The 18,426-nt window shown below is 41.9% G+C and carries 23 protein-coding genes; 11 read left to right on the forward strand and 12 right to left on the reverse strand.

Annotated features, from left to right (window positions below; all coding sequences use genetic code 11):
• Position 1: 1 nt before the first annotated feature.
• Both galE and MHI08_RS17430 read right to left on the reverse strand, forming a co-directional pair.
• Positions 2–994 carry a UDP-glucose 4-epimerase GalE gene (gene galE, locus MHI08_RS17425; protein WP_034621905.1) on the reverse strand — a complete coding sequence of 331 codons (993 nt, stop codon included), beginning with the start codon at positions 992–994 and terminating at the stop codon, positions 2–4.
• Entirely contained in the window at positions 994–2,181 is a 1,188-nt protein-coding gene (locus MHI08_RS17430; RefSeq protein ID WP_342499820.1) for a galactokinase, read from the reverse strand. Before MHI08_RS17430 ends, galE begins: the two co-directional genes overlap by 1 nt.
• Positions 2,182–2,356: 175 nt before the next feature.
• Here MHI08_RS17430 and MHI08_RS17435 point away from each other — a divergent pair, with 175 nt between their 5' ends.
• Entirely contained in the window at positions 2,357–3,202 is an 846-nt protein-coding gene (locus tag MHI08_RS17435; RefSeq protein WP_024423841.1) for an AraC family transcriptional regulator, read from the forward strand.
• A 34-nt stretch (positions 3,203–3,236) separates the two neighbouring features.
• Here the strand turns inward: MHI08_RS17435 and MHI08_RS17440 are convergent, their stop codons facing one another.
• Complete coding sequence (locus tag MHI08_RS17440; RefSeq protein ID WP_135031470.1) at positions 3,237–3,494, reverse strand: hypothetical protein; 258 nt, start codon at positions 3,492–3,494, stop codon at positions 3,237–3,239.
• Between the two features lie 27 nt (positions 3,495–3,521).
• Positions 3,522–3,905 carry a GtrA family protein gene (locus tag MHI08_RS17445; protein ID WP_012011676.1) on the reverse strand — a complete coding sequence of 128 codons (384 nt, stop codon included), beginning with the start codon at positions 3,903–3,905 and terminating at the stop codon, positions 3,522–3,524.
• 455 nt (positions 3,906–4,360) lie between these two features.
• Between MHI08_RS17445 and MHI08_RS17450 the strand changes: the two genes are divergently transcribed.
• From MHI08_RS17450 to MHI08_RS17475, 6 genes are all read left to right on the forward strand, one after another.
• Positions 4,361–4,501 carry an anti-repressor SinI family protein gene (locus MHI08_RS17450; protein ID WP_008345506.1) on the forward strand — a complete coding sequence of 47 codons (141 nt, stop codon included), beginning with the start codon at positions 4,361–4,363 and terminating at the stop codon, positions 4,499–4,501.
• A gap of 300 nt (positions 4,502–4,801) precedes the next feature.
• Positions 4,802–5,491 carry a class I SAM-dependent methyltransferase gene (locus MHI08_RS17455; protein WP_024426430.1) on the forward strand — a complete coding sequence of 230 codons (690 nt, stop codon included), beginning with the start codon at positions 4,802–4,804 and terminating at the stop codon, positions 5,489–5,491.
• A complete protein-coding gene (locus tag MHI08_RS17460) occupies positions 5,484–6,152 on the forward strand; it encodes a glycosyltransferase family protein (protein WP_342499821.1) in 669 nt (222 codons plus the stop codon). Before MHI08_RS17455 ends, MHI08_RS17460 begins: the two co-directional genes overlap by 8 nt.
• Before the next feature lie 107 nt (positions 6,153–6,259).
• A complete protein-coding gene (locus MHI08_RS17465; protein ID WP_024423845.1) occupies positions 6,260–6,574 on the forward strand; it encodes a DUF485 domain-containing protein in 315 nt (104 codons plus the stop codon).
• Positions 6,571–8,112, forward strand: coding sequence for a cation acetate symporter (locus MHI08_RS17470; RefSeq protein ID WP_024423846.1), 1,542 nt, complete (start codon positions 6,571–6,573; stop codon positions 8,110–8,112). Before MHI08_RS17465 ends, MHI08_RS17470 begins: the two co-directional genes overlap by 4 nt.
• A 320-nt stretch (positions 8,113–8,432) precedes the next feature.
• The gene (locus tag MHI08_RS17475; RefSeq protein ID WP_056765440.1) at positions 8,433–8,651 is read left to right on the forward strand and encodes a DUF4288 domain-containing protein; all 219 of its coding nucleotides are present in this window, start codon (positions 8,433–8,435) and stop codon (positions 8,649–8,651) included.
• Positions 8,652–8,684: 33 nt separating this feature from the next.
• Here MHI08_RS17475 and MHI08_RS17480 read toward each other — a convergent pair whose 3' ends face one another.
• From MHI08_RS17480 to MHI08_RS17495, 4 genes are all read right to left on the reverse strand, one after another.
• Entirely contained in the window at positions 8,685–9,059 is a 375-nt protein-coding gene (locus tag MHI08_RS17480) for a nuclear transport factor 2 family protein (RefSeq protein ID WP_218676760.1), read from the reverse strand.
• A 134-nt stretch (positions 9,060–9,193) separates the two neighbouring features.
• Positions 9,194–9,862 carry a thiamine phosphate synthase gene (gene thiE, locus MHI08_RS17485; protein ID WP_342499822.1) on the reverse strand — a complete coding sequence of 223 codons (669 nt, stop codon included), beginning with the start codon at positions 9,860–9,862 and terminating at the stop codon, positions 9,194–9,196.
• Positions 9,849–10,673 carry a hydroxyethylthiazole kinase gene (gene thiM / locus MHI08_RS17490; protein WP_202738476.1) on the reverse strand — a complete coding sequence of 275 codons (825 nt, stop codon included), beginning with the start codon at positions 10,671–10,673 and terminating at the stop codon, positions 9,849–9,851. Before thiM ends, thiE begins: the two co-directional genes overlap by 14 nt.
• A gap of 17 nt (positions 10,674–10,690) precedes the next feature.
• Positions 10,691–11,578 carry a LysR family transcriptional regulator gene (locus MHI08_RS17495; protein WP_039182411.1) on the reverse strand — a complete coding sequence of 296 codons (888 nt, stop codon included), beginning with the start codon at positions 11,576–11,578 and terminating at the stop codon, positions 10,691–10,693.
• A gap of 165 nt (positions 11,579–11,743) precedes the next feature.
• Between MHI08_RS17495 and MHI08_RS17500 the strand changes: the two genes are divergently transcribed.
• Both MHI08_RS17500 and MHI08_RS17505 read left to right on the forward strand, forming a co-directional pair.
• A complete protein-coding gene (locus MHI08_RS17500) occupies positions 11,744–12,127 on the forward strand; it encodes a CidA/LrgA family holin-like protein (RefSeq protein WP_024423851.1) in 384 nt (127 codons plus the stop codon).
• Positions 12,121–12,801, forward strand: coding sequence for a CidB/LrgB family autolysis modulator (locus tag MHI08_RS17505; protein ID WP_024423852.1), 681 nt, complete (start codon positions 12,121–12,123; stop codon positions 12,799–12,801). Before MHI08_RS17500 ends, MHI08_RS17505 begins: the two co-directional genes overlap by 7 nt.
• A 34-nt stretch (positions 12,802–12,835) precedes the next feature.
• Here the strand turns inward: MHI08_RS17505 and MHI08_RS17510 are convergent, their stop codons facing one another.
• The gene (locus MHI08_RS17510) at positions 12,836–14,017 is read right to left on the reverse strand and encodes a class I SAM-dependent rRNA methyltransferase (RefSeq protein WP_342499823.1); all 1,182 of its coding nucleotides are present in this window, start codon (positions 14,015–14,017) and stop codon (positions 12,836–12,838) included.
• Between the two features lie 118 nt (positions 14,018–14,135).
• Between MHI08_RS17510 and MHI08_RS17515 the strand changes: the two genes are divergently transcribed.
• Positions 14,136–14,519: a VOC family protein gene (locus MHI08_RS17515; RefSeq protein WP_024423854.1), complete on the forward strand. Its 384-nt coding sequence runs from the start codon at positions 14,136–14,138 to the stop codon at positions 14,517–14,519.
• Positions 14,520–14,604: 85 nt separating this feature from the next.
• Here the strand turns inward: MHI08_RS17515 and MHI08_RS17520 are convergent, their stop codons facing one another.
• From MHI08_RS17520 to MHI08_RS17530, 3 genes are all read right to left on the reverse strand, one after another.
• Positions 14,605–15,333, reverse strand: coding sequence for an amino acid ABC transporter ATP-binding protein (locus MHI08_RS17520; RefSeq protein WP_342499824.1), 729 nt, complete (start codon positions 15,331–15,333; stop codon positions 14,605–14,607).
• Entirely contained in the window at positions 15,330–15,974 is a 645-nt protein-coding gene (locus MHI08_RS17525) for an amino acid ABC transporter permease (RefSeq protein WP_197202521.1), read from the reverse strand. The genes MHI08_RS17520 and MHI08_RS17525 overlap by 4 nt, the downstream gene beginning before the upstream one ends.
• Before the next feature lie 70 nt (positions 15,975–16,044).
• Entirely contained in the window at positions 16,045–16,809 is a 765-nt protein-coding gene (locus MHI08_RS17530) for a transporter substrate-binding domain-containing protein (protein WP_024423857.1), read from the reverse strand.
• 519 nt (positions 16,810–17,328) lie between these two features.
• Between MHI08_RS17530 and MHI08_RS17535 the strand changes: the two genes are divergently transcribed.
• Positions 17,329–18,414 (forward strand): Rap family tetratricopeptide repeat protein, encoded by a 1,086-nt coding sequence (locus MHI08_RS17535; protein ID WP_342499825.1) that lies wholly within the window; start codon positions 17,329–17,331, stop codon positions 18,412–18,414.
• The last annotated feature ends 12 nt before the right edge of the window (positions 18,415–18,426 follow it).

An 18,426-nucleotide genomic window follows, 5' to 3' on the forward strand; every position in this document is an offset into this window, starting at 1 on the left:
GTTATTTACTCTGGTAGCCGTCTGGATGCTTCTGAAACCAATCCCACGCACTTTGAATGATGGTGTGAAGGTCAGCATATTGAGGTGTCCACCCTAATTCTTGCAGCGCTTTTTCAGAAGAAGCTATCAGCTTTGCTGGATCCCCCGCACGTCTGTCAGCCACCTGTGCTGGGATCGCATGCCCCGTGACGTTTCTAACAGCATCTACTACCTGCTTCACGGAGAAACCAGTGCCATTCCCTAAGTTATATGTTGCACTTTCTTTTCCAGCGCGCAGACGATCAACAGCTAAGATGTGCGCGTCTACTAAATCCATGACATGAATGTAATCCCTAATACACGTACCATCCTCTGTCTCATAATCATCACCGTAAATCATGATCTGATCTCGTTTTCCTAAAGCCACTTGCAGAATAATCGGAATGAGATGTGTCTCAGGCTGATGATCCTCTCCGACAAGTCCTTCTGTATGAGCGCCAGCTACATTAAAGTAACGAAGCACAACGTATTTCATTCCATATGCCTGCTCAGACCACTTCAGCATTTTTTCAATGGCCAGTTTCGTTTCTCCATAAGGATTGGTTGGATTCGTCTCATCCGTTTCAACGATCGGCACTCGCTTTGGTTCACCATATGTGGCAGCGGTTGAAGAGAAAACGATGTGTTTCACATCAAATTCATTCATCACCTGAAGTAAGGCTGTCGCTCCTCCAACGTTGTTGTCATAGTACTTTAGCGGGTCTGTTACACTCTCGCCGACAAGTGAATCTGCGGCAAAGTGCATCACCGCTTCTATTTGATGTGTTTTGAAAACCTGTCTTAAAAAATCTTGATCTCGTAAATCTCCCTCTTCTAAAACAGCTCCCTCCAAAACAGCTTCTTTGTGGCCTGTCTGCAAATTATCCACTACCACCACTTGTTCACCTTTCGCTAAAAGAGCCGCTACCGCATGGCTGCCAATGTATCCTGCTCCCCCGCACACTAAAATCGTCATTATACTTCCTCCTTCGTAAGTTCTCTTGCGCCGCCTCCAATTCCAGCTGTGTAAAAAGAGGCTTGAATGCCCGTCTTCTCTTGATAAATCGCACCCGTTTCTTTTATAAATGATGCCAGCTGCTTTTCTTTCACAATACTGATCGTGCAGCCGCCAAAACCCGCGCCCGTCATCCGGGAGCCAATCGTTCCAGGATGGAGCCAAGCGGCTTCTGCAAGTGTATCTAGTTCAAATCCAGTCACTTCATAATCATTCTTTAAAGAAAGATGAGAAGACTTCATAAGCGCACCTATTTCTCCCATTTTATCATCTTTCAGAAATTTGACTGCTTTTATGGTCCGCTCGTTTTCTGTTACTACGTGTCTTGCACGTTTGTGGCATGTTTCATCCTGAATCAAATGGGCATGTTCGGCAAATTCATCTGCCGTGAGCTCACATAAGTGGGCAAGATCGATTTCTTTTCGTAAATCGTTTAAAGCTGATTGACACTCTGACCGGCGTTCATTGTATTTGGAGTCTGCCAGTGTCCGCTTTTTGTTTGTATTGGCAATGACAAGCGCCAGTCCCTCTTGCCGAAACGGACTGTATTGAAAATCAAGGGTATCGCAATTGAGCAAAATGGCGTGATCTTCTTTTCCAAGAGCAATTGAAAACTGATCCATGATGCCGCAATTGACGCCAATAAATTCATTTTCTGCACGCTGCGAAAGGAGGGCAAGACGGGCATTTGAAACGCCGAATGAATGCCATTCATTGATGAAGACGGCGGTGACAAGCTCAATCGAGGCAGAGGAAGACAGGCCTGCGCCATTGGGAATATTGCCGCCGTATACAATGTCAAAGCCTTCTTCTATCTTCATCCCTGCTTCGATAAACTGATGGAACACACCCTTCGGATAATTCGCCCAGCCATCCGATTCTAAGTAAGCGATTTCAAAAAGGTCGAATTCTTTCACACCATCGCCATCAAAGTTCAAGGAATACATTCTCACGCGGCCATCTGTCCGCTTTGCACATGCTGCATATGTACCGAGAGTGAGCGCACAAGGGAATACATGACCTCCATTGTAATCTGTATGTTCACCAATCAAGTTCACTCTTCCCGGGGCAAAAAAATAGCGAAGTTCTTCTTCTCTATCCCCAAATTGCTGGTGAAATGCCGTGCGTAACATATCGATCATATCCATTCCCCTTTTCTCTTCTGATACTCTTATTTTAGTTGCCTGAACTGCGTATGTTCAATGGTAAAAAAATCGTTAAAAAATACCCTTTTTTTGCTGTGAATGGTACGATGTGATATGAGGTGTACCATGATTCAAAATAGAAAAAGGTTGTTTTTTGCTGTGAAGGAGGTTTTCCAATTTGAAGAAGGAAGCATTTGCATTTCGTTTTCACCATTCTGATGTTACATTGCCGGCACAAATATGGTCTGTTGGCTGGGAGGTTCAATCATCTTCGTTATACAGCTGGAATGGCGTGGAGCGGAAGGATCAGGGCAAGTGCATCTTTCAGCTCACACTGTCTGGACATGGCATGATTGAAATCGGACAGAAGCGGTTTAAAGTCTTGCCGGGGCAGGCCTTTCTTGTGAAAAGCCCTAGTGCCTATCAATATTATTTTCCAGAGGACAGTGAGCATTGGGAATTTCTCTATTTGACGCTTTATGGGGAAGCCTGCGATCTTTGCTTTGACCAATTTATAGATCAAGGAAAGCAGGTCATGCGTTTTCATCCTCATTCCAAACCGATCCGCCTGCTGAAGAAAATTTATGATGAAGCCAGTGAAAGACGGATTACCAATCCATTTGAGGGGTCTAGCCTTGCTTATCAATTTGTCATGGAACTGTATTCATATTTGCCAAAGCTTGAGGGACAAATGGAGAAATGGCCTGAGCCCATCGTCCAAGCGGCCTTGTTTGCCAGCCATCATTTTCACGAGGAAATTGGCCCAGACGATATGGCAGCTGCGGCACGTTTATCCAAAAGTCATTTTACGAGAGAATTCAAAAAGGCCACTGGCTTCACACCTATTCACTACTTAACCAATATCCGGTTAGAAAAGGCGGAAACATTACTAAAAACAACGAAATACTCGATTGAAGAAATCGCCATACAGTGCGGCTACCGAAATGCGAATTACTTGAATAAAGTCTTTCGAAAGAAAATCGGCATGTCTCCAAAGCAACTGCGGGAAACAAGCGATGCATAATAAAAAGCAGCCGCTGCATCATAGGCTGCTTCTTTTACGCTTTTGACAGGTCAACATGAATTCTCCCTTGTCTTAAAACAATGGTCATTTGCGTATCAGGGGTCATTAAATTTTCTAAGATGTCCGCTGCCGTTTGAAGCGCAATGTCCATTCGGTTGATCTTTTCCTTTTCTTGTTCCGAAAACGCTTCTGGATGTGCGGTCATTTCTTTGACTAGCCTCAGCACTTGTTCATGCTGCTTTTCTGTTTGTTGATATATGGCATCATATAAGTCGTCTGGCCTGCTGCTCATTTCACATCACCTATCTTTTTTTATGTGTTAAATCGCATCTTCTTTTGTTTTCTTGAAGACGAACCACTTACTGGCGACATAATTGACCACCACAATCACAAAGTTGACGAGAATTTTTGCGACGGTTTCATTGAGCGCCATTTGGCTCACAAATAAAATCATCAGCCCCAGATCTACACCTAGAGACATGAGACGGACACTAAAAAATGAAGAAAGCTCACGCATGAGGCTTTTTGTGTCACGAGCCTTTTGCTTGAAGACATACTTCTTATTGGTGATATAAGCAAAGAGAACAGCAAATACCCATGAAACAACCGTAGCTGTTTTGTAATCCATGGAAAACATCTCAACGAATAAATAGAAGCTGACGATATTGACAATGGTTGTACACACACCCATCACAAGATACATGACAACTTCTTGATACTTTTGAAAAAGGCTATACATGTCTTTCTTCATTCCTTCTTGGTGGTTTCTGTTTCTTTTAGAATACCATCTTGAGAAGAACTTCCCAAACGAACAATATGTATGTCCTGCAAAGATGAAATTTGTTCTACTCGATGGCAAATGTCAAAGCAATTGGTTTATATGAGTCAAATGTTTTAGGTCTTTATCATTATTTTAATTTATAATCTTTCAACTGACTTTACAATTGTTTATTATTAGAAGTAAGATTTCAATATTTATGGGTTTTTTAGTCATTTTTTTAGGGACGTGGTAGGTGATAGATTTTACAAAATAGGTTAAATGTCATCATTTTTCGACAAAATTTATTTTGCGCTGTTTTCAACCACACGTACAGTTACTAGACGGTTTGTTCAAGTCATTGGTTGCAGTGAATATGTCTTATTGAACTGGAGGATATTATGGATACGCAAGTGAAAAGAAGAGTTGACGAAGAGTGGGTTTATTTGATTCAGGAAGCGAAAAAAATTGGACTAGGCATCGAAGAAATACAAGCTTTTTTAACATCCAACGGTGATCAGAAGATGATAAACAAACCGTAAATCAACGCCGTTATCCTTTGTCTTTCAGACTGCTTTGGCTATAAGTTCTGACCTGTCAATTGACCTTTTGAAAATCCTTTCATGACGATACGCTACAATAATTGAACACCTCTCCATACCAATCCCTTCACTCAATGGGGTTCTGTCTTTCTATATTAGGAGGACAGTCCATTTCCTGTTCTTTATATGATCCCTTTTTAGCCGCCATTCATGAAAATTGTCCTTCTCTCGTTATAAAACCAAGCTGCTCTCCCATATATTAAGCATGAAAACAACGAGAAAGAGAAAGGTGGGTAGAGCGTGAGTTCAGATTCCCTTTCGTATTATCACCAAAAAAAGGATCAGTATTATCATGGGGTAAACCCGGTCATCGTCAGCCGTATTCGCGCGGAATGGACGTCTTTATTGGATATCGGATGCGGCACAGGCAAGCTTGGAAAAGTCCTGAAACAAAAGGGCCGGACCATTTATGGCATTGAGTCATTTGAAGATGCAGCAAAAGAGGCTAAGCAAGAGCTGGATCATGTTCTCTGCGGAAATATTGAACAGATGGCTCTCCCTTATCAACATGAACAATTTGACTGCATTATTTTCGGAGACGTCCTCGAGCATTTATTGGACCCTTGGGCCGTTTTAAAAAAGGTGAAACCCTTCCTTAAAAAAGAGGGTGCCATCCTGTCATCTATTCCAAATATCGGCCACATTTCAACGGTTTTAGAATTACTGGCCGGCAGATTTACTTATACAGATGCAGGGTTAATGGATCAAACACATTTACGTTTCTTCACCCTTCATGAAATACATGCACTCTTTCATTCAGCGGGTTTTCGCATTCGCGAATTCGAGGCCATTCGCGTACAGCATCCTTCCTATGCAAGCGTGTTGAATGATCTACATGAATTACTCATGAAACACGGCATTCGTTCTGATTTTCACGAGTCTGCTACAGCCTATCAATATGTGGTCGAGGCGGTTCCATTTCATGAGTAATCCGACGATTCTGTTTGTTTTATGTGTGAATGATGAATCGATGTTTCAAGCTTGCTTCCGGCAGCTGGCTTCACTTCCGGCTCCTCATGGATACCATGTGGAGGTCTTACCAATCAGACATGCATCAAGTATGACCTCTGCATACAATGAAGCCATCACTCATCCAGCTCAGTTTAAAATTTATCTTCATCAGGATACCTTGATTGTCAAACAGCATATGCTGCTTGAACTCATCCCGCTTTTTTTACAAAATCCATCACTTGGCCTGGTTGGCGTGATTGGAGCAGAAAACGTGCCTAACAATGGAATTTGGTGGGAGAGTTCTGATTGCAGGGGAAAAGTCATTGAATATCGTCACGACACCTATCAGCTGCTTTCGTTTGAAAGAGACCGTCAGCAGCCCGAAGCGCAAGATTATATCAAAGCTGCAGCCATTGATGGTCTATTCATGGCAACACAATACGATGTGAGGTGGCGTGAGGACCTCTTTGACGGCTTTCATTTTTATGATGTCTCGCAGTCCTTTGAATTCACTCAGAAGGGCTATGAAGTTGGGATTGCAAAACAAGAAGAGCCTTGGTGTATTCATCAATGCGGAGATCATTTTGACGCAGAAACATATGAAAAAGCGAGACAAACATTTCTTGCAAATTATCGATAGAAAGCACCCTTTTCGGGTGCCTTTTTTATGATATACTGTCATAAACAGCCAGATCGTCTCATATGCATTGGAGTACCTTGTCCCTAATTCGTACAAAGGAGGAAACAATGGCAGACAAAAAAGTTCATTATAAGAAGGTTGCCGCTTCAGAGGATTTTCGAAAACTTCTTGAGGAAAAACGCAGATTTATCGTACCGATGACGATTTTCTTTTTTCTCTTTTACTTTTCACTTCCGGTTGCTACATCCTACTTCACCTTTTTGAACACGCCGGCAATTGGCGCGATCTCATGGGCTTGGTTATTCGCCCTCACACAATTTGTCATGACCTGGGTTTTATGTGGACTTTATGCGAAAAAAGCAGCTAAGTTCGACAATTATGTAAGCGCTTTAAAAACTGAATCAAGAGGTGATGACGAATGAGCATGACCGCTTTTATTTTGTTCGTAGCGATCGTAGGACTCACATTGGTCATCACATATTTTGCTGCGAAAAAAACAAGCAATGCGAGTGATTTTTACACAGCAGGCGGAGGTCTGACTGGGTTTCAAAACGGCCTTGCCATTGCTGGAGACTATATGTCTGCTGCATCATTTTTAGGGATTGCTGGAATGATCGCGTTAAACGGATTTGACGGCTTTTTCTATAGCATTGGTTTTCTAGTAGCATATCTTGTCGTTCTTTACGTTGTGGCTGAACCGCTTCGAAATCTGGGGAAATATACGATGGCCGATATGATCGCTGCACGATTTAAGCGCCCTGCTATTCGAGGGGTTGCCGCCTTTAATACCATTACAGTTTCCACTTTTTATATGATTGCACAGCTCGTTGGAGCAGGTGCATTAATCAAGCTGCTTCTTGGCATTGATTACTGGATCGCTGTACTGATCGTAGGTGTCCTGATGACCATTTATGTCGTGTTTGGTGGCATGATTGCGACCAGCTGGGTACAGATCACAAAGGCTGTGCTTCTCATGCTTGGGACATTAATTATTTCTCTGCTTGTGTTTGCAAAATTTGATTTTAGCCTGCTGAAGATGTTTGAACAGATGAAAACTGCAACCCCGCTTGGTGAATCGTTTCTTCACCCGGGAAATAAATATGATGTGCCTTTAGAAACCCTGTCTCTTAACCTCGCCTTAGTGCTTGGGACAGCAGGTTTGCCGCACATTTTGATCCGTTTTTATACGGTAAAGGATGCGATTTCTGCGCGAAAATCGGTTCTTTCTGCTACTTGGATCATCGGGATTTTTTATTTAATGACGGTTTTCCTTGGCTTCGGTGCTGCTGCCTTTGTGGGAACAGAAGCGATCACGGCAGCAGATGCAGCAGGGAATATGGCCGCTCCACTGCTCGCCCAAGCTCTTGGAGGAGATTTGTTATTTGCCTTTGTTTCCGCTATTGCCTTTGCGACTATTTTGGCGGTGGTAACTGGTCTCGTCCTATCCGCCGCGTCTGCCTTTGCGCATGATTTTTATAGTCAGATTATCCGCAAAGGAAAAGCGAGTGAACGGGAGCAGGTGAAGGCGGCGCGCTTTGCTTCAATCGGCGTGGCGATCCTCTCTATCATTCTTGCATTATTTGCCCAGTCCTTAAACGTCGCTTTTCTTGTGTCTCTTGCCTTCGCAGTGGCGGCAAGTGCGAACTTACCTTTGATTATCTTCACTGTTTTTTGGAAACGATTTAACTCTACGGGTGCCATCGCAGGAAGCTTAACAGGCCTTCTGAGCGCACTGATCATTGTCTCGCTCAGCCCAAGCGTCTGGGACCCGTCAGGAGCAGCCATCTTCACAGGAGAGCCGCTCATCCCGCTGTCGAACCCTGGGATTATCTCGATTCCACTCGGATTCCTTGCCGCCTACTTAGGCACGATATTCTCTTCTGAAAAAGCAGATGAAGACACCTTTACGGAAATTCAAGTAAAGGCACATACAGGCATGCATATGGATACTGATTCATAAGGAAAAGCCGGCTGCTCAGCCGGCTGTATTTGTGATCTTCTGTTCAAGTCTCAGTAAGGTATAAATTGGCTTTTTAATTTATTTTTATACTTCTCTAATCTGGCCATCCTTCTAAACGTGATTAGAGAGCAGCATGTAATAATGATTAACAGAATTTCATGAACTTCCCCTCTGTTATCCACCACACTCTTCATTCCTATCCCTCCCCGTAATGAATCTATTTATAGTTATGTATCCCCTGCAAGATGTCATTCCTATGTTATCATGTTATACACATACTGGAAATTATTTAAAACGACATGAAAGAAGTGGGATGACATATGCAAAGGATTTATTCTGCAAAATTATTATTTGAATCCATCTCAACGCCAAGCAGTATACCTGATAAAATCTTTGAAGAACGAATTGTCTTGGTAAAAGCTAAAAACCGCCGTAAAGTGAAGGAAAAAGTCGAACAAGGCTTTCCAGACGAAACCTATGATAATGCATTTTTGATAAAGAAACATCTGCTCAAGAAGCCATTGAAGCATATTCTATAGATAAATAAAAAAGCCGGCTGCTCAGCCTGCTTTTTAATAGCGCTGGAATAACTCTGGGTTTTTCGGAACGTTTTCTAAATAAACGATCTTCCCTTGGTCGTCCAGCTCTGCGATATCAATTCCTTCTGCTGTATAAACACGGCCATCCGAAAGCTTTCCGCAAACGGCCCAGTTTGTTTCATACTTTCCATCTTCTCTTTTCATCCACCCATCCCACATATGCTTAATGTCTTCATGCACGTGGAAAAATGTGTTCAAAAACTGTGTGAATGCTTGGATACCAGGCTTTTGTGCGCCATTTAAGACAATCATGACATCTTCAGAAAACAATGCCAGCAATTCATCCAGCTGCTCCTGCCCTTTTCCTGCTTCATCATACCGGCGAAAATACGTATCGAGCACTTCCATGTTCATTCTCCTTTATTTACCTGTCATTTCGAAAACAATCGAACTAACGTGATTGTACACAATTGTTTCTATCCTGTCTATTTTCCCCGGCATAAGAAAAGACATGAATTGATTCCATCCATGTCTCCTTCAGATTAAAGAGATGCTTTTTCTGCTACAACAAGTGATTTCAGCTCTTCTGCTGCTTTTTTTGGATCGGCGCTCTGGCTAATAACACTAATGATGCTTATACCGTCTGCCCCAGCTTGTATCACTGGTGCAGCGTTATCGTATGTGATCCCTCCGATACCTACAATCGGAATCTGAAGGCCATGACGGCGGACTTCAGTGATCAAAGACACACCCTGGACACTGCGTGTATCCTTTTTCGTTTCTGTTGGATAGACTGGGCCCATCCCGACATAATCTGCTCCGTCCTTCATGGCTTGTTTTACTTCGTCTAGGTTATGCGTCGACACGCCTAATATTTTATTCCCGATCCTTTCTCTGACGTCTTTTGCATTTGTGTCTTCCTGTCCAACATGAACGCCATCTGCATCAAGATCAATCGCTAGCTGTACATCATCATTCACAATAAAAGGAACTTTTGCTTCTTGGCAAAGCGCTTGAATTTGACGAGCCAATTGTTTCTTCTCATCACTCTGCAAAGCCTTTTCACCCTTTTCACGAAATTGAAACATGGTGATTCCGCCTTGAATGGCCTCTTTCACAACATCAAGCGGCTGCCTCGTTGTATTCGCTGTGCCCATAATAAAATAAACCGATAATTGCTGTTTGATTTGCTGTTGCTCAGCCTTTGTCATGTGAAACTCCCCCTATTTTCCCTAGTGTCAGCACATCTTCACCGGTTGTGTGTGATAGTGCGTTTAACAATTCCATTTGAAAAGTTCCCGGTCCTTTATCCTTTGCGCTCAGAGCTGCCCTTTCAGCGGCGACACCATAAAACAGCAATGCAGCGGCCGACGCATGAAGCGGCTGTTCACCTGCTGCACAAAATGCCCCGATGACTGACGTCAGCAAACAGCCGGTTCCCGTCACCTTGGTGAGCCATTCATGTCCATTATGAATGGACAGCACCTCATCTCCATCTGACACCACATCGACTTTTCCTGTGATTACCACTATTGTCTGAAGTGCAATAGACGCTTGTTTGGCTAATGCCGATACATCTCCATTCGCCGCTTTCGCATCAACGCCTTTTGACTCCCAGCCATCCACTCCAAGTAAATGAGCCACTTCAGCAGCATTTCCTCTGACAACGGTCATTTTCACTTTCTTTAACAGCTGTTTAGCGGCATTCGCTCGAAACGTTGTCGCACCGACGCCGACAGGATCTAACAAAACAGGTACACCTTTTTCATTGGCGGCTTGTCCAGCGAGTATCATAGCTTCCACCGTCTCTCTGGTCAGTGTGCCAATATTAAGCACAAGTGCATCCGCTAATTGCGCCATTTCAGCCACTTCTTCTTTGGCGTTTGCCATGACTGGCGAAGCACCTAAAGCAAGCAGTCCATTCGCTGTAAAATTCGTCACGACTTGATTGGTGATATTATGAACGAGTGGATTTTTTTCTCTAACCCTCTCCAATAAATGAGACGCGCAGCTTGTTTTCATCCGTATCGTCCTCCCTTTTACTCTGCATCCCACACGTAGGATTTCGTATGCTTTAACCATTCTCTTGCCGCAAACGACAAATAGCGGTCCTTTCGCCAAATGACACCTAAATGCCACGGAATCGACGGGTTTAGGGAAATGACCTTTACCTTTTCGGGATCAAGATCACGGCAGATTCGTTCTGGCAGAAGTCCAATCCCTAAGTTTTCAGCTACCATTTCACTAATGAAATCCCACTGAGACGTTTCATAAATGACATTTGGCCGAAATCCCGCATTCATACATTCATTCAAAATCCGGCTGTGCAGAACAAAATCTTCTCTAAAGAAAATAAAAGACTCTTCCCTTAAATCAGCTAAATGTACTTCCTCACGACCAGCCATCGGATGGGATGGATGCGTCACGAGCTTCATGTTCTCTTTAATAATGGTGTACGTATGAAAAATTTTATCATTTGCAGGCAGAACAATGACACCAATATCAAGCGACCCATCCTCAACTCCTTCTTCTACCTTAATAGAGCCGTGCTCAACCAATTGAAATGTGACATCTGGATATTGCTGACGGAATTCCCCCATGACATTCGGGAAGAAACTTGACCCAATCATCGGCGGCAGTCCGATTCGAATATGCCCTTTTTTCACATTCATTAAATCATTTAATTCGCTCGTTAAATTCTGAAATGACTGTGTGATTTCACTCGCCTGTGTATACATGGTTTGGCCAGCATCTGTCATTTCAACCTGCCGGCCATTGCGGTAAAACAACTGGACCCCCAGCTCATCCTCCAGGTTTTTGACCATCTTGGAAATGGTCGGCTGCGATACGTAAAGGGACTGCGATGCTTTCGTGAAGCTCTTTAACCTTGCCACTTCTAAAAAATATGTTAAATGTCTGATGTCCACATGCTTCATCCTTCCTATAGACAAAAGGAATAATTACTATTCGATATATGTATTTTACCTATAACTGAACGTGCTGTACACTTTAAAGTAAGCTCATCACTTGGAACGTTGTCATGTTTTTGTGAAACACTGAACAATTTATATAGAAAAAGGAGTGAACAGAAAGTGAAATTGCTCAAAACGCCGCTCATTGCTGCCCTTCAGATTATGGCCTTGTTTATTTTTGCGAAATTCATGAATGTGCTGGCGGCCTTTTTGCATTTAAGAATTCCGGGCACGATCTTAGGCATTCTTGTCATTTTCTTATTACTTCATTTTAAGATCATTCAATTAAAATGGATAGAACTTGGCGCCGTATGGCTGCTCGGAGAACTGCTGCTTTTCTTTATTCCATCAGCAGTTGGTGTCATTGATTATGGAAAACTGCTTTCTCAATCTGGCACAAGTATTGTCCTTGTCGTCTTAATTAGTACGTTTGTGGTTATGCTCTCAACTGGTATCATGACGCAAATGATTGCGAAACGAAAGGAGCGGAAAAAGCTATGTTAGTTGGCGGACTATTTCTGATTTTAACAGTTCTTTTATATCTCGGATCAAAAGCGGTGTACAAACGGCATCCTAAGGTTTATGTCTCACCGTTACTTGTCACTCCGCTTGTCCTTGTCGTCTTGCTGTTAATTGTCAACATTCCTTACGATGCTTATAATCAAGGCGGGAAATGGCTCACGAATATGCTGCAGCCTGCGACTGTTGCTTTTGCCATTCCTTTATATAAGTATTTTCATATCCTGAAGAAGCATGCAGTGGAAATTATTTTGAATGTGGCTTGCGGCTCTGTCATTGCGATCTTATCAACGGCATTTATCGCCAAGTTGTTTCATCTGGACACTGGCCTTATTGAGAGCCTTGTCCCAAGATCGGTCACAACACCTGTAGCGATGAGTGTGTCAGAAATGATCGGCGGCATGCCGTCCGTTACGGCCGTATTTGTCATTTTAACCGCACTGTTTGGATCGATTATCGGTCCAATGGTGATCCGTTATTTCCGCATCGATAATGACATTGCCATGGGCGTCCTGCTTGGAACAGGTGCACACGGTGCAGGAACATCGAAGGCCTTTGAAATGAGCTCCGTCTCAGGGACGATCTCAAGTGTATCGATGATTATTTCAGCCATTATTACATTATGTGCAGCGCCTATCCTTATGTCGTTTGCCTTATAGAAAAAAGCCATTCCTTATCGGAAATGGCTTTTTCTTATGCTTGTATGAAAACAACCTTTAAATAGTTCCCTTCAGGATAATTCTTCGTTGTACGGAAATCTTCAGGAAGGGTATATTCTTCAAGTATCCGATAGGTTTGCCCTGATTCTTTAAAAGCCTGTGCAATAAACCCTTTAAATTTCTTCATGCCAAATGCACTGCTATTCGTTGATGCCACAATGACGCCGTTCTCAGCTGTAATTTGGATGGCTTCTTTTAATAGCTTCTTATAATCCTTCGCCGCACTGAATGTGTGCTTTTTCGTTCGTGCAAAGGAAGGCGGGTCTAAGATGACGAGATCATAGGTCCAGCCTTTTTTCGCTGCAAACGGAAAATATTTAAAGACATCCATGACTTTGATATCCTGCCCGTCCACATCAATACCATTGACTTCAAACTGCTCAGATGTTTTTTTCAAGCTGCGGTTTGCAACATCCACACTTGTCGTACGGCTCGCTCCACCAAGCGCAGCTGCCACTGAGAAAGCGCCTGTGTAAGAAAACGTATTGAGCACAGTCTTTCCTTTTGCATAACGGTCTCGGATCGCTTTTCTCACATGACGCTGATCAAGGAAAATGCCTGTCATCGCACCGTCATTTAAGTAAACTGCTACGTTCATGCCGTTTTCTTTCACAATGAGAGGAAATTCACCTTTCTCTCCCTTCACAAAATCATCATCTTCTATATACTGTCCAGACGTATCAAATCGTTTCTTTTCATAAATGCCTTTATAGTCTGGATATACGTGCTCAAGTGCAGCCAATACATCTTCCTTTAATGTATAGACTCCTTCGCTATACCATTGGATGAGGTAGAATCCGTCATAATGATCAATCGTGACGCCGCCAATTCCATCACCCTCTCCGTTGAAGACGCGGAAAGCAGTCGTCTGTGCATCACGAAATAAATGCGTTCTGCTTTTCGCCGCCTGCTCAAGCCTAGAGTCAAAGAAAGCTTGATCTATTTTTTCGTTCGCATCAAAGGTTAGGAGCCAGCCGATTCCTTTATTTTGTACACCATAATACCCTTTTCCTAAAAAAGCGCCTCGCTCATCTACCCATTCAATGAGCTCGCCTTCCCGTACACCGTTCACATGCGATACTGCATCTTTGGAAATGAGCGGATATCCTTTTTTCACTTGCTCCGCAAATGTTTGTTTTAATGAGATTTTTTTCATTTGTGTCATCCTTATCCTAAATTGACTCTCTCTATCCTACCATATGAATGTATACGTTACTTCTATTATGATAAGATGAGGAGAAAAATATCAACATGACATAGAGGAGGCACTTCGTTTGACGACATTACGCTTAGATCATACAGGTATTATGGTTTCGAATATTGATCAGTCGATTGATTTTTATGAAAAAGTGGTGGGCATGAAATTAAAGGACCGCATCACTCATACAAATGGAGTGATTGAGCTTGCCTTTCTCGGTTTTAAAGATGAAACCGAAACGGAAATTGAGCTCATCCAAGGCTACAGCAGTGACCTGCCATCTGAAGGGAAGGTCCATCATCTCGCTTTCACAACAGACAATATTCATGCTGAATTCAATCGTATTCAAAAACTGCAAATTGAATTAATTGATGAAGAAATCACGACATTACCAAATGGATATTGTTACTTCTTTTTCAGAGGACCAGACCAAGAATGGATCGAATTCTTCCAGCGCTAATATTTCCTAGGAAATGGGGCCGCTAAATCTCTCCATTTATTCATAAAGAAAAGAGTAAGAGCATATACATGCCCTTACTCTTTTTTTATAACACTTTACTAAGAAATGATTTTGTACGCTCATGCTGCGGGTTCCCAAAGAGAGCTTCCGGTTTGTCTTCCTCGACAATATATCCGCCATCCATAAAGATGACACGATCTCCTACTTCTCTTGCAAAGCCCATTTCATGTGTAACCACAATCATTGTCATGCCTTCGACAGCTAATTGTTTCATTACAGCTAATACATCCCCCACAACCTCAGGATCAAGAGCCGATGTCGGCTCATCGAATAATAGTACTTTCGGGTCCATTGCCAAGGCTCTTGCAATGGCGACACGCTGTTTTTGTCCACCAGATAATTGATTAGGAAAGCTTTGAGCTTTGTCTTTTAAGCCGACTTTTTCAAGCAAGTTTAACGCTTTTTCGACTGCTGCCTTCTTCTCGATGCCTTTTACCTTGATCGGTGCAATCGTGATATTTTCTAAAACTGTTTTATGAGGGAATAAATTAAAGTGCTGAAACACCATGCCTACTTCTTGTCGTACTTTATTGATATTCACTTTTGGGTCTGTAATCGTGTGTCCGTGGACAACGACTTCTCCAGCCGTGATATCTTCTAATTTATTGAGGCATCTTAGAAACGTGCTTTTCCCTGATCCAGAAGGACCAATGACACACACTACTTCCTTTTCCTCGATGACTGCGTTAATATCCTTTAACACTTCGTGATCGCCAAAAGATTTCTTTAAGTTTTTCACCGTAATCATACTCATTTGATATCAAATCTCCTTTCTGCGTAGCTAGCCAGTAGAGAAAGTAAATAAATGATCACGAAATAAATGACACCGACAATAAGCCAGACATTCAAAGGATCAAATGTAGCCGATGCTTGAACTTGTCCTCGCTGCATAATATCGGCAATCCCGATAATAGATAAGAGAGATGTATCCTTCAAGCTGATGATGGCCTGGTTTGTAATCGCTGGGAGCATTCGGCGGAATGCCTGCGGAAGGACGATAAAGCGCATGTTTTGCCCCCCTGTAAAGCCTAAAGAGCGCGCAGCTTCTGTTTGTCCTTTATCAATAGACTGAATCCCTGCACGAATAATTTCTGAGAAATAAGCCCCTGCATTAATCGCTACTGTAATCATTCCTGCAGGCACTCGATCAAGCGAAATGAATTCAAGTGTATTCAAACCAAAATAAATGAAGAATAGCTGTACAATAAATGGTGTACCTCGAATGGCATTCACAAAAACGAGTGCGATGAAATTTAAGATTTTAAATGGTGACAGACGGAATAATGCCACAATTAACCCGATGATAAACCCTAAAATGATGGCAACAACAAAGATATATAAAGTGGTTTGCAAACCATCCATTAAATACGGAAATGCATTAATAATAGTATCCATGTTTCTCCCTCCCTAATTCACATACGGCTGACACATAAAGAAAGCGCGCTCGGAGCGCGCCTCGCTTGTGTTATGACTTCAAATATTTATCAATAATTTTGTCATATTCACCGTTTTTCTTTAGGTTCTCAAGGCCTTTATTGATCTTCTTCAATAGGTCTTGGTTTTTCCCCTTCATGACAGAGATACCATACTGGTCTCCATTCAAGCGGTCTCCAACTGTTTTCAATTTTAAATCTTGTTGTGCGATCGCATACGTAATGACAGGATAATCCTCAATTAAGGCATCTGCATTTCCGTTTGATACTTCCTGGAACATAGATGGGCTGTCATTAAATTGAACGACTTCATACCCATATTTATCAGCGTTATCAGATGCGAATTTTGCACCAGTCGTCCCGTTTTTAACAGCTAGCTTTTTCCCCTTTAAATCATTAATAGATTTGATGCTGCTGTCCTTTTTCACAACAACTGTCAGTCCAGCGTCGAAGTAAGGATCTGAGAAATCTACTTTCTTCTTACGCTCATCTGTAATACTCATTCCGCCCATTCCAACATCAAGCTGTCCTGCCTGCATCGCTGGAATGATGCCTGAGAAGTCCATGGCTTCAAGCTTCACTTTGAAACCTTGGTCTTTCGCGATTGCATTAATTAAATCAACGTCTATCCCTTCATATTTACCGCCCTTTTCAAATTCAAATGGCGGATAAGTTGTATCTATCCCAATTTTATATGTGCCTTTGCCTTCTCCCGAACCACTGTCCGATTTTGATCCACAGGCTGCCATGACAAGCACAACAATTAGTCCCATGATCAATAACATCGATTTCTTCATAAAACACGACCCCCATTGTCAGTTTTGTCTAAATATTCGCAATAACAATAATACTATACCACGCTAAATCTATAGTGTGTGATATTTTTTATCAATACCAAAGATCCATACAATTCTAGATCAATAGTCTCTTTAAATTTTACTTTTTTGCGAATAACTCATTTTATTCTAAAAGAAGAGTGATTCACAATTATGATGTGAGATAATCTCACAAAAAACGAGTCAGCGCCTTGATAAATGAAGTTTCTCCCTTGCATACGAAAGCAAACTCAACAACTTCCTTCCTCTCTTTATTGATATTGTAATATATTTTTTTCAAAACCCTCTTTTTACCTAAAAATATGTAAGCGTATACAAAAAGAGCAGTGGCTCCCTATTTCTTTCACTACTGGTTGAATTTACATCAAAAAACATGTTTTACAAACTGCACGAGAGAGCTTAAAATATAAGAAGATACTGGAATATGGGAAGTTGATTCAGAAGAACGGTTACTGATAGATGAAGAAAGGAGGATATGAATTGGCAGAAGCAGGTGTTTTGTCGTCCGTTGATGTAGCGAATATGCTCAATGATTGGTATGTCATGATGAAAAAAAGAGAGATACAAGGTGCTATCCAGTTAAAAAAAGACATTCTTCAAGCGTTTGATCGAATGGAAGAAAATCAAGACGTCTTACTTTACTATCAACTGCTAGAGTACCGTTTTAAAGATCTAATAGAAGATACAGCTTCGTTAGATCATAGTCTTTTTGTTGATGAAAATGCCATCCGTACGGATGATATGCTCAGCTATTATTTCTATTTCTTTAAAGGGATGTATGAAATGCGCAGAGGCAATCAGGATACGGCATTTCACCATTTAAAATTGGCCGAGGATAAATTAGATCTCGTGCACGATGACATTGAAAAAGCCGAATTTCATTATAAAACAGGGTGTCTTTACTATAATATTAGATCCACGCTTCTCTCCATTCACCACTTAAAGATGGCTTCATCTATTTACGACGCAGATCCATGTTATGTGAAAAAATCAATCAGCTGTCAAATGATGCTTGCTTTGAATTATGCGGATCAGTCGAAATATGATGAGTCAGAATCGCTGTTCGAAGAAGTCATTCATTCACTAGAACAGATGGATGATCCAGATTTACTTGGACATGCCTATTGCAATGCAGCCTTTATTAAAAGTCTAAGAAATGAATACAGTGAAGCTGTGCCACTCCTAGAAAAGGCTTTAATGATAGAATCATTCGAAACTTCTTCTCCAGGCGGCTATTTACTTGCCATGTACGCCTACACAAAAGCACTATTTAAGCTGAAAAAGCCAGGTTTGTTCCACTATTATGTACAGCTTTCACTTCAAAAAGCAGAAAATTTAAAACAACGAAACATTTCACTTAAATTATCCATTTTAGAAACACTTATGATTCAGCCAGACAACATGATTGAGCAAATCAAGGCTTATTGCGATCAATTAGAATCAATGAATTTCCTTGTTGACCTTGAAGCTATTTGTCAGGATGCAGCAGCTTACTTAACGGATCTTGGGCTTCATGAAGAATCCTCTTATTTTAGAAACAAGGCGTTGTCCTTGAAAACTTGTTAAGAAAATGGAGTG

The sequence above is a fragment of the Bacillus sp. FSL M7-0791 genome, from assembly GCF_038627085.1.
Classification (GTDB): domain Bacteria; phylum Bacillota; class Bacilli; order Bacillales; family Bacillaceae; genus Bacillus; species Bacillus safensis.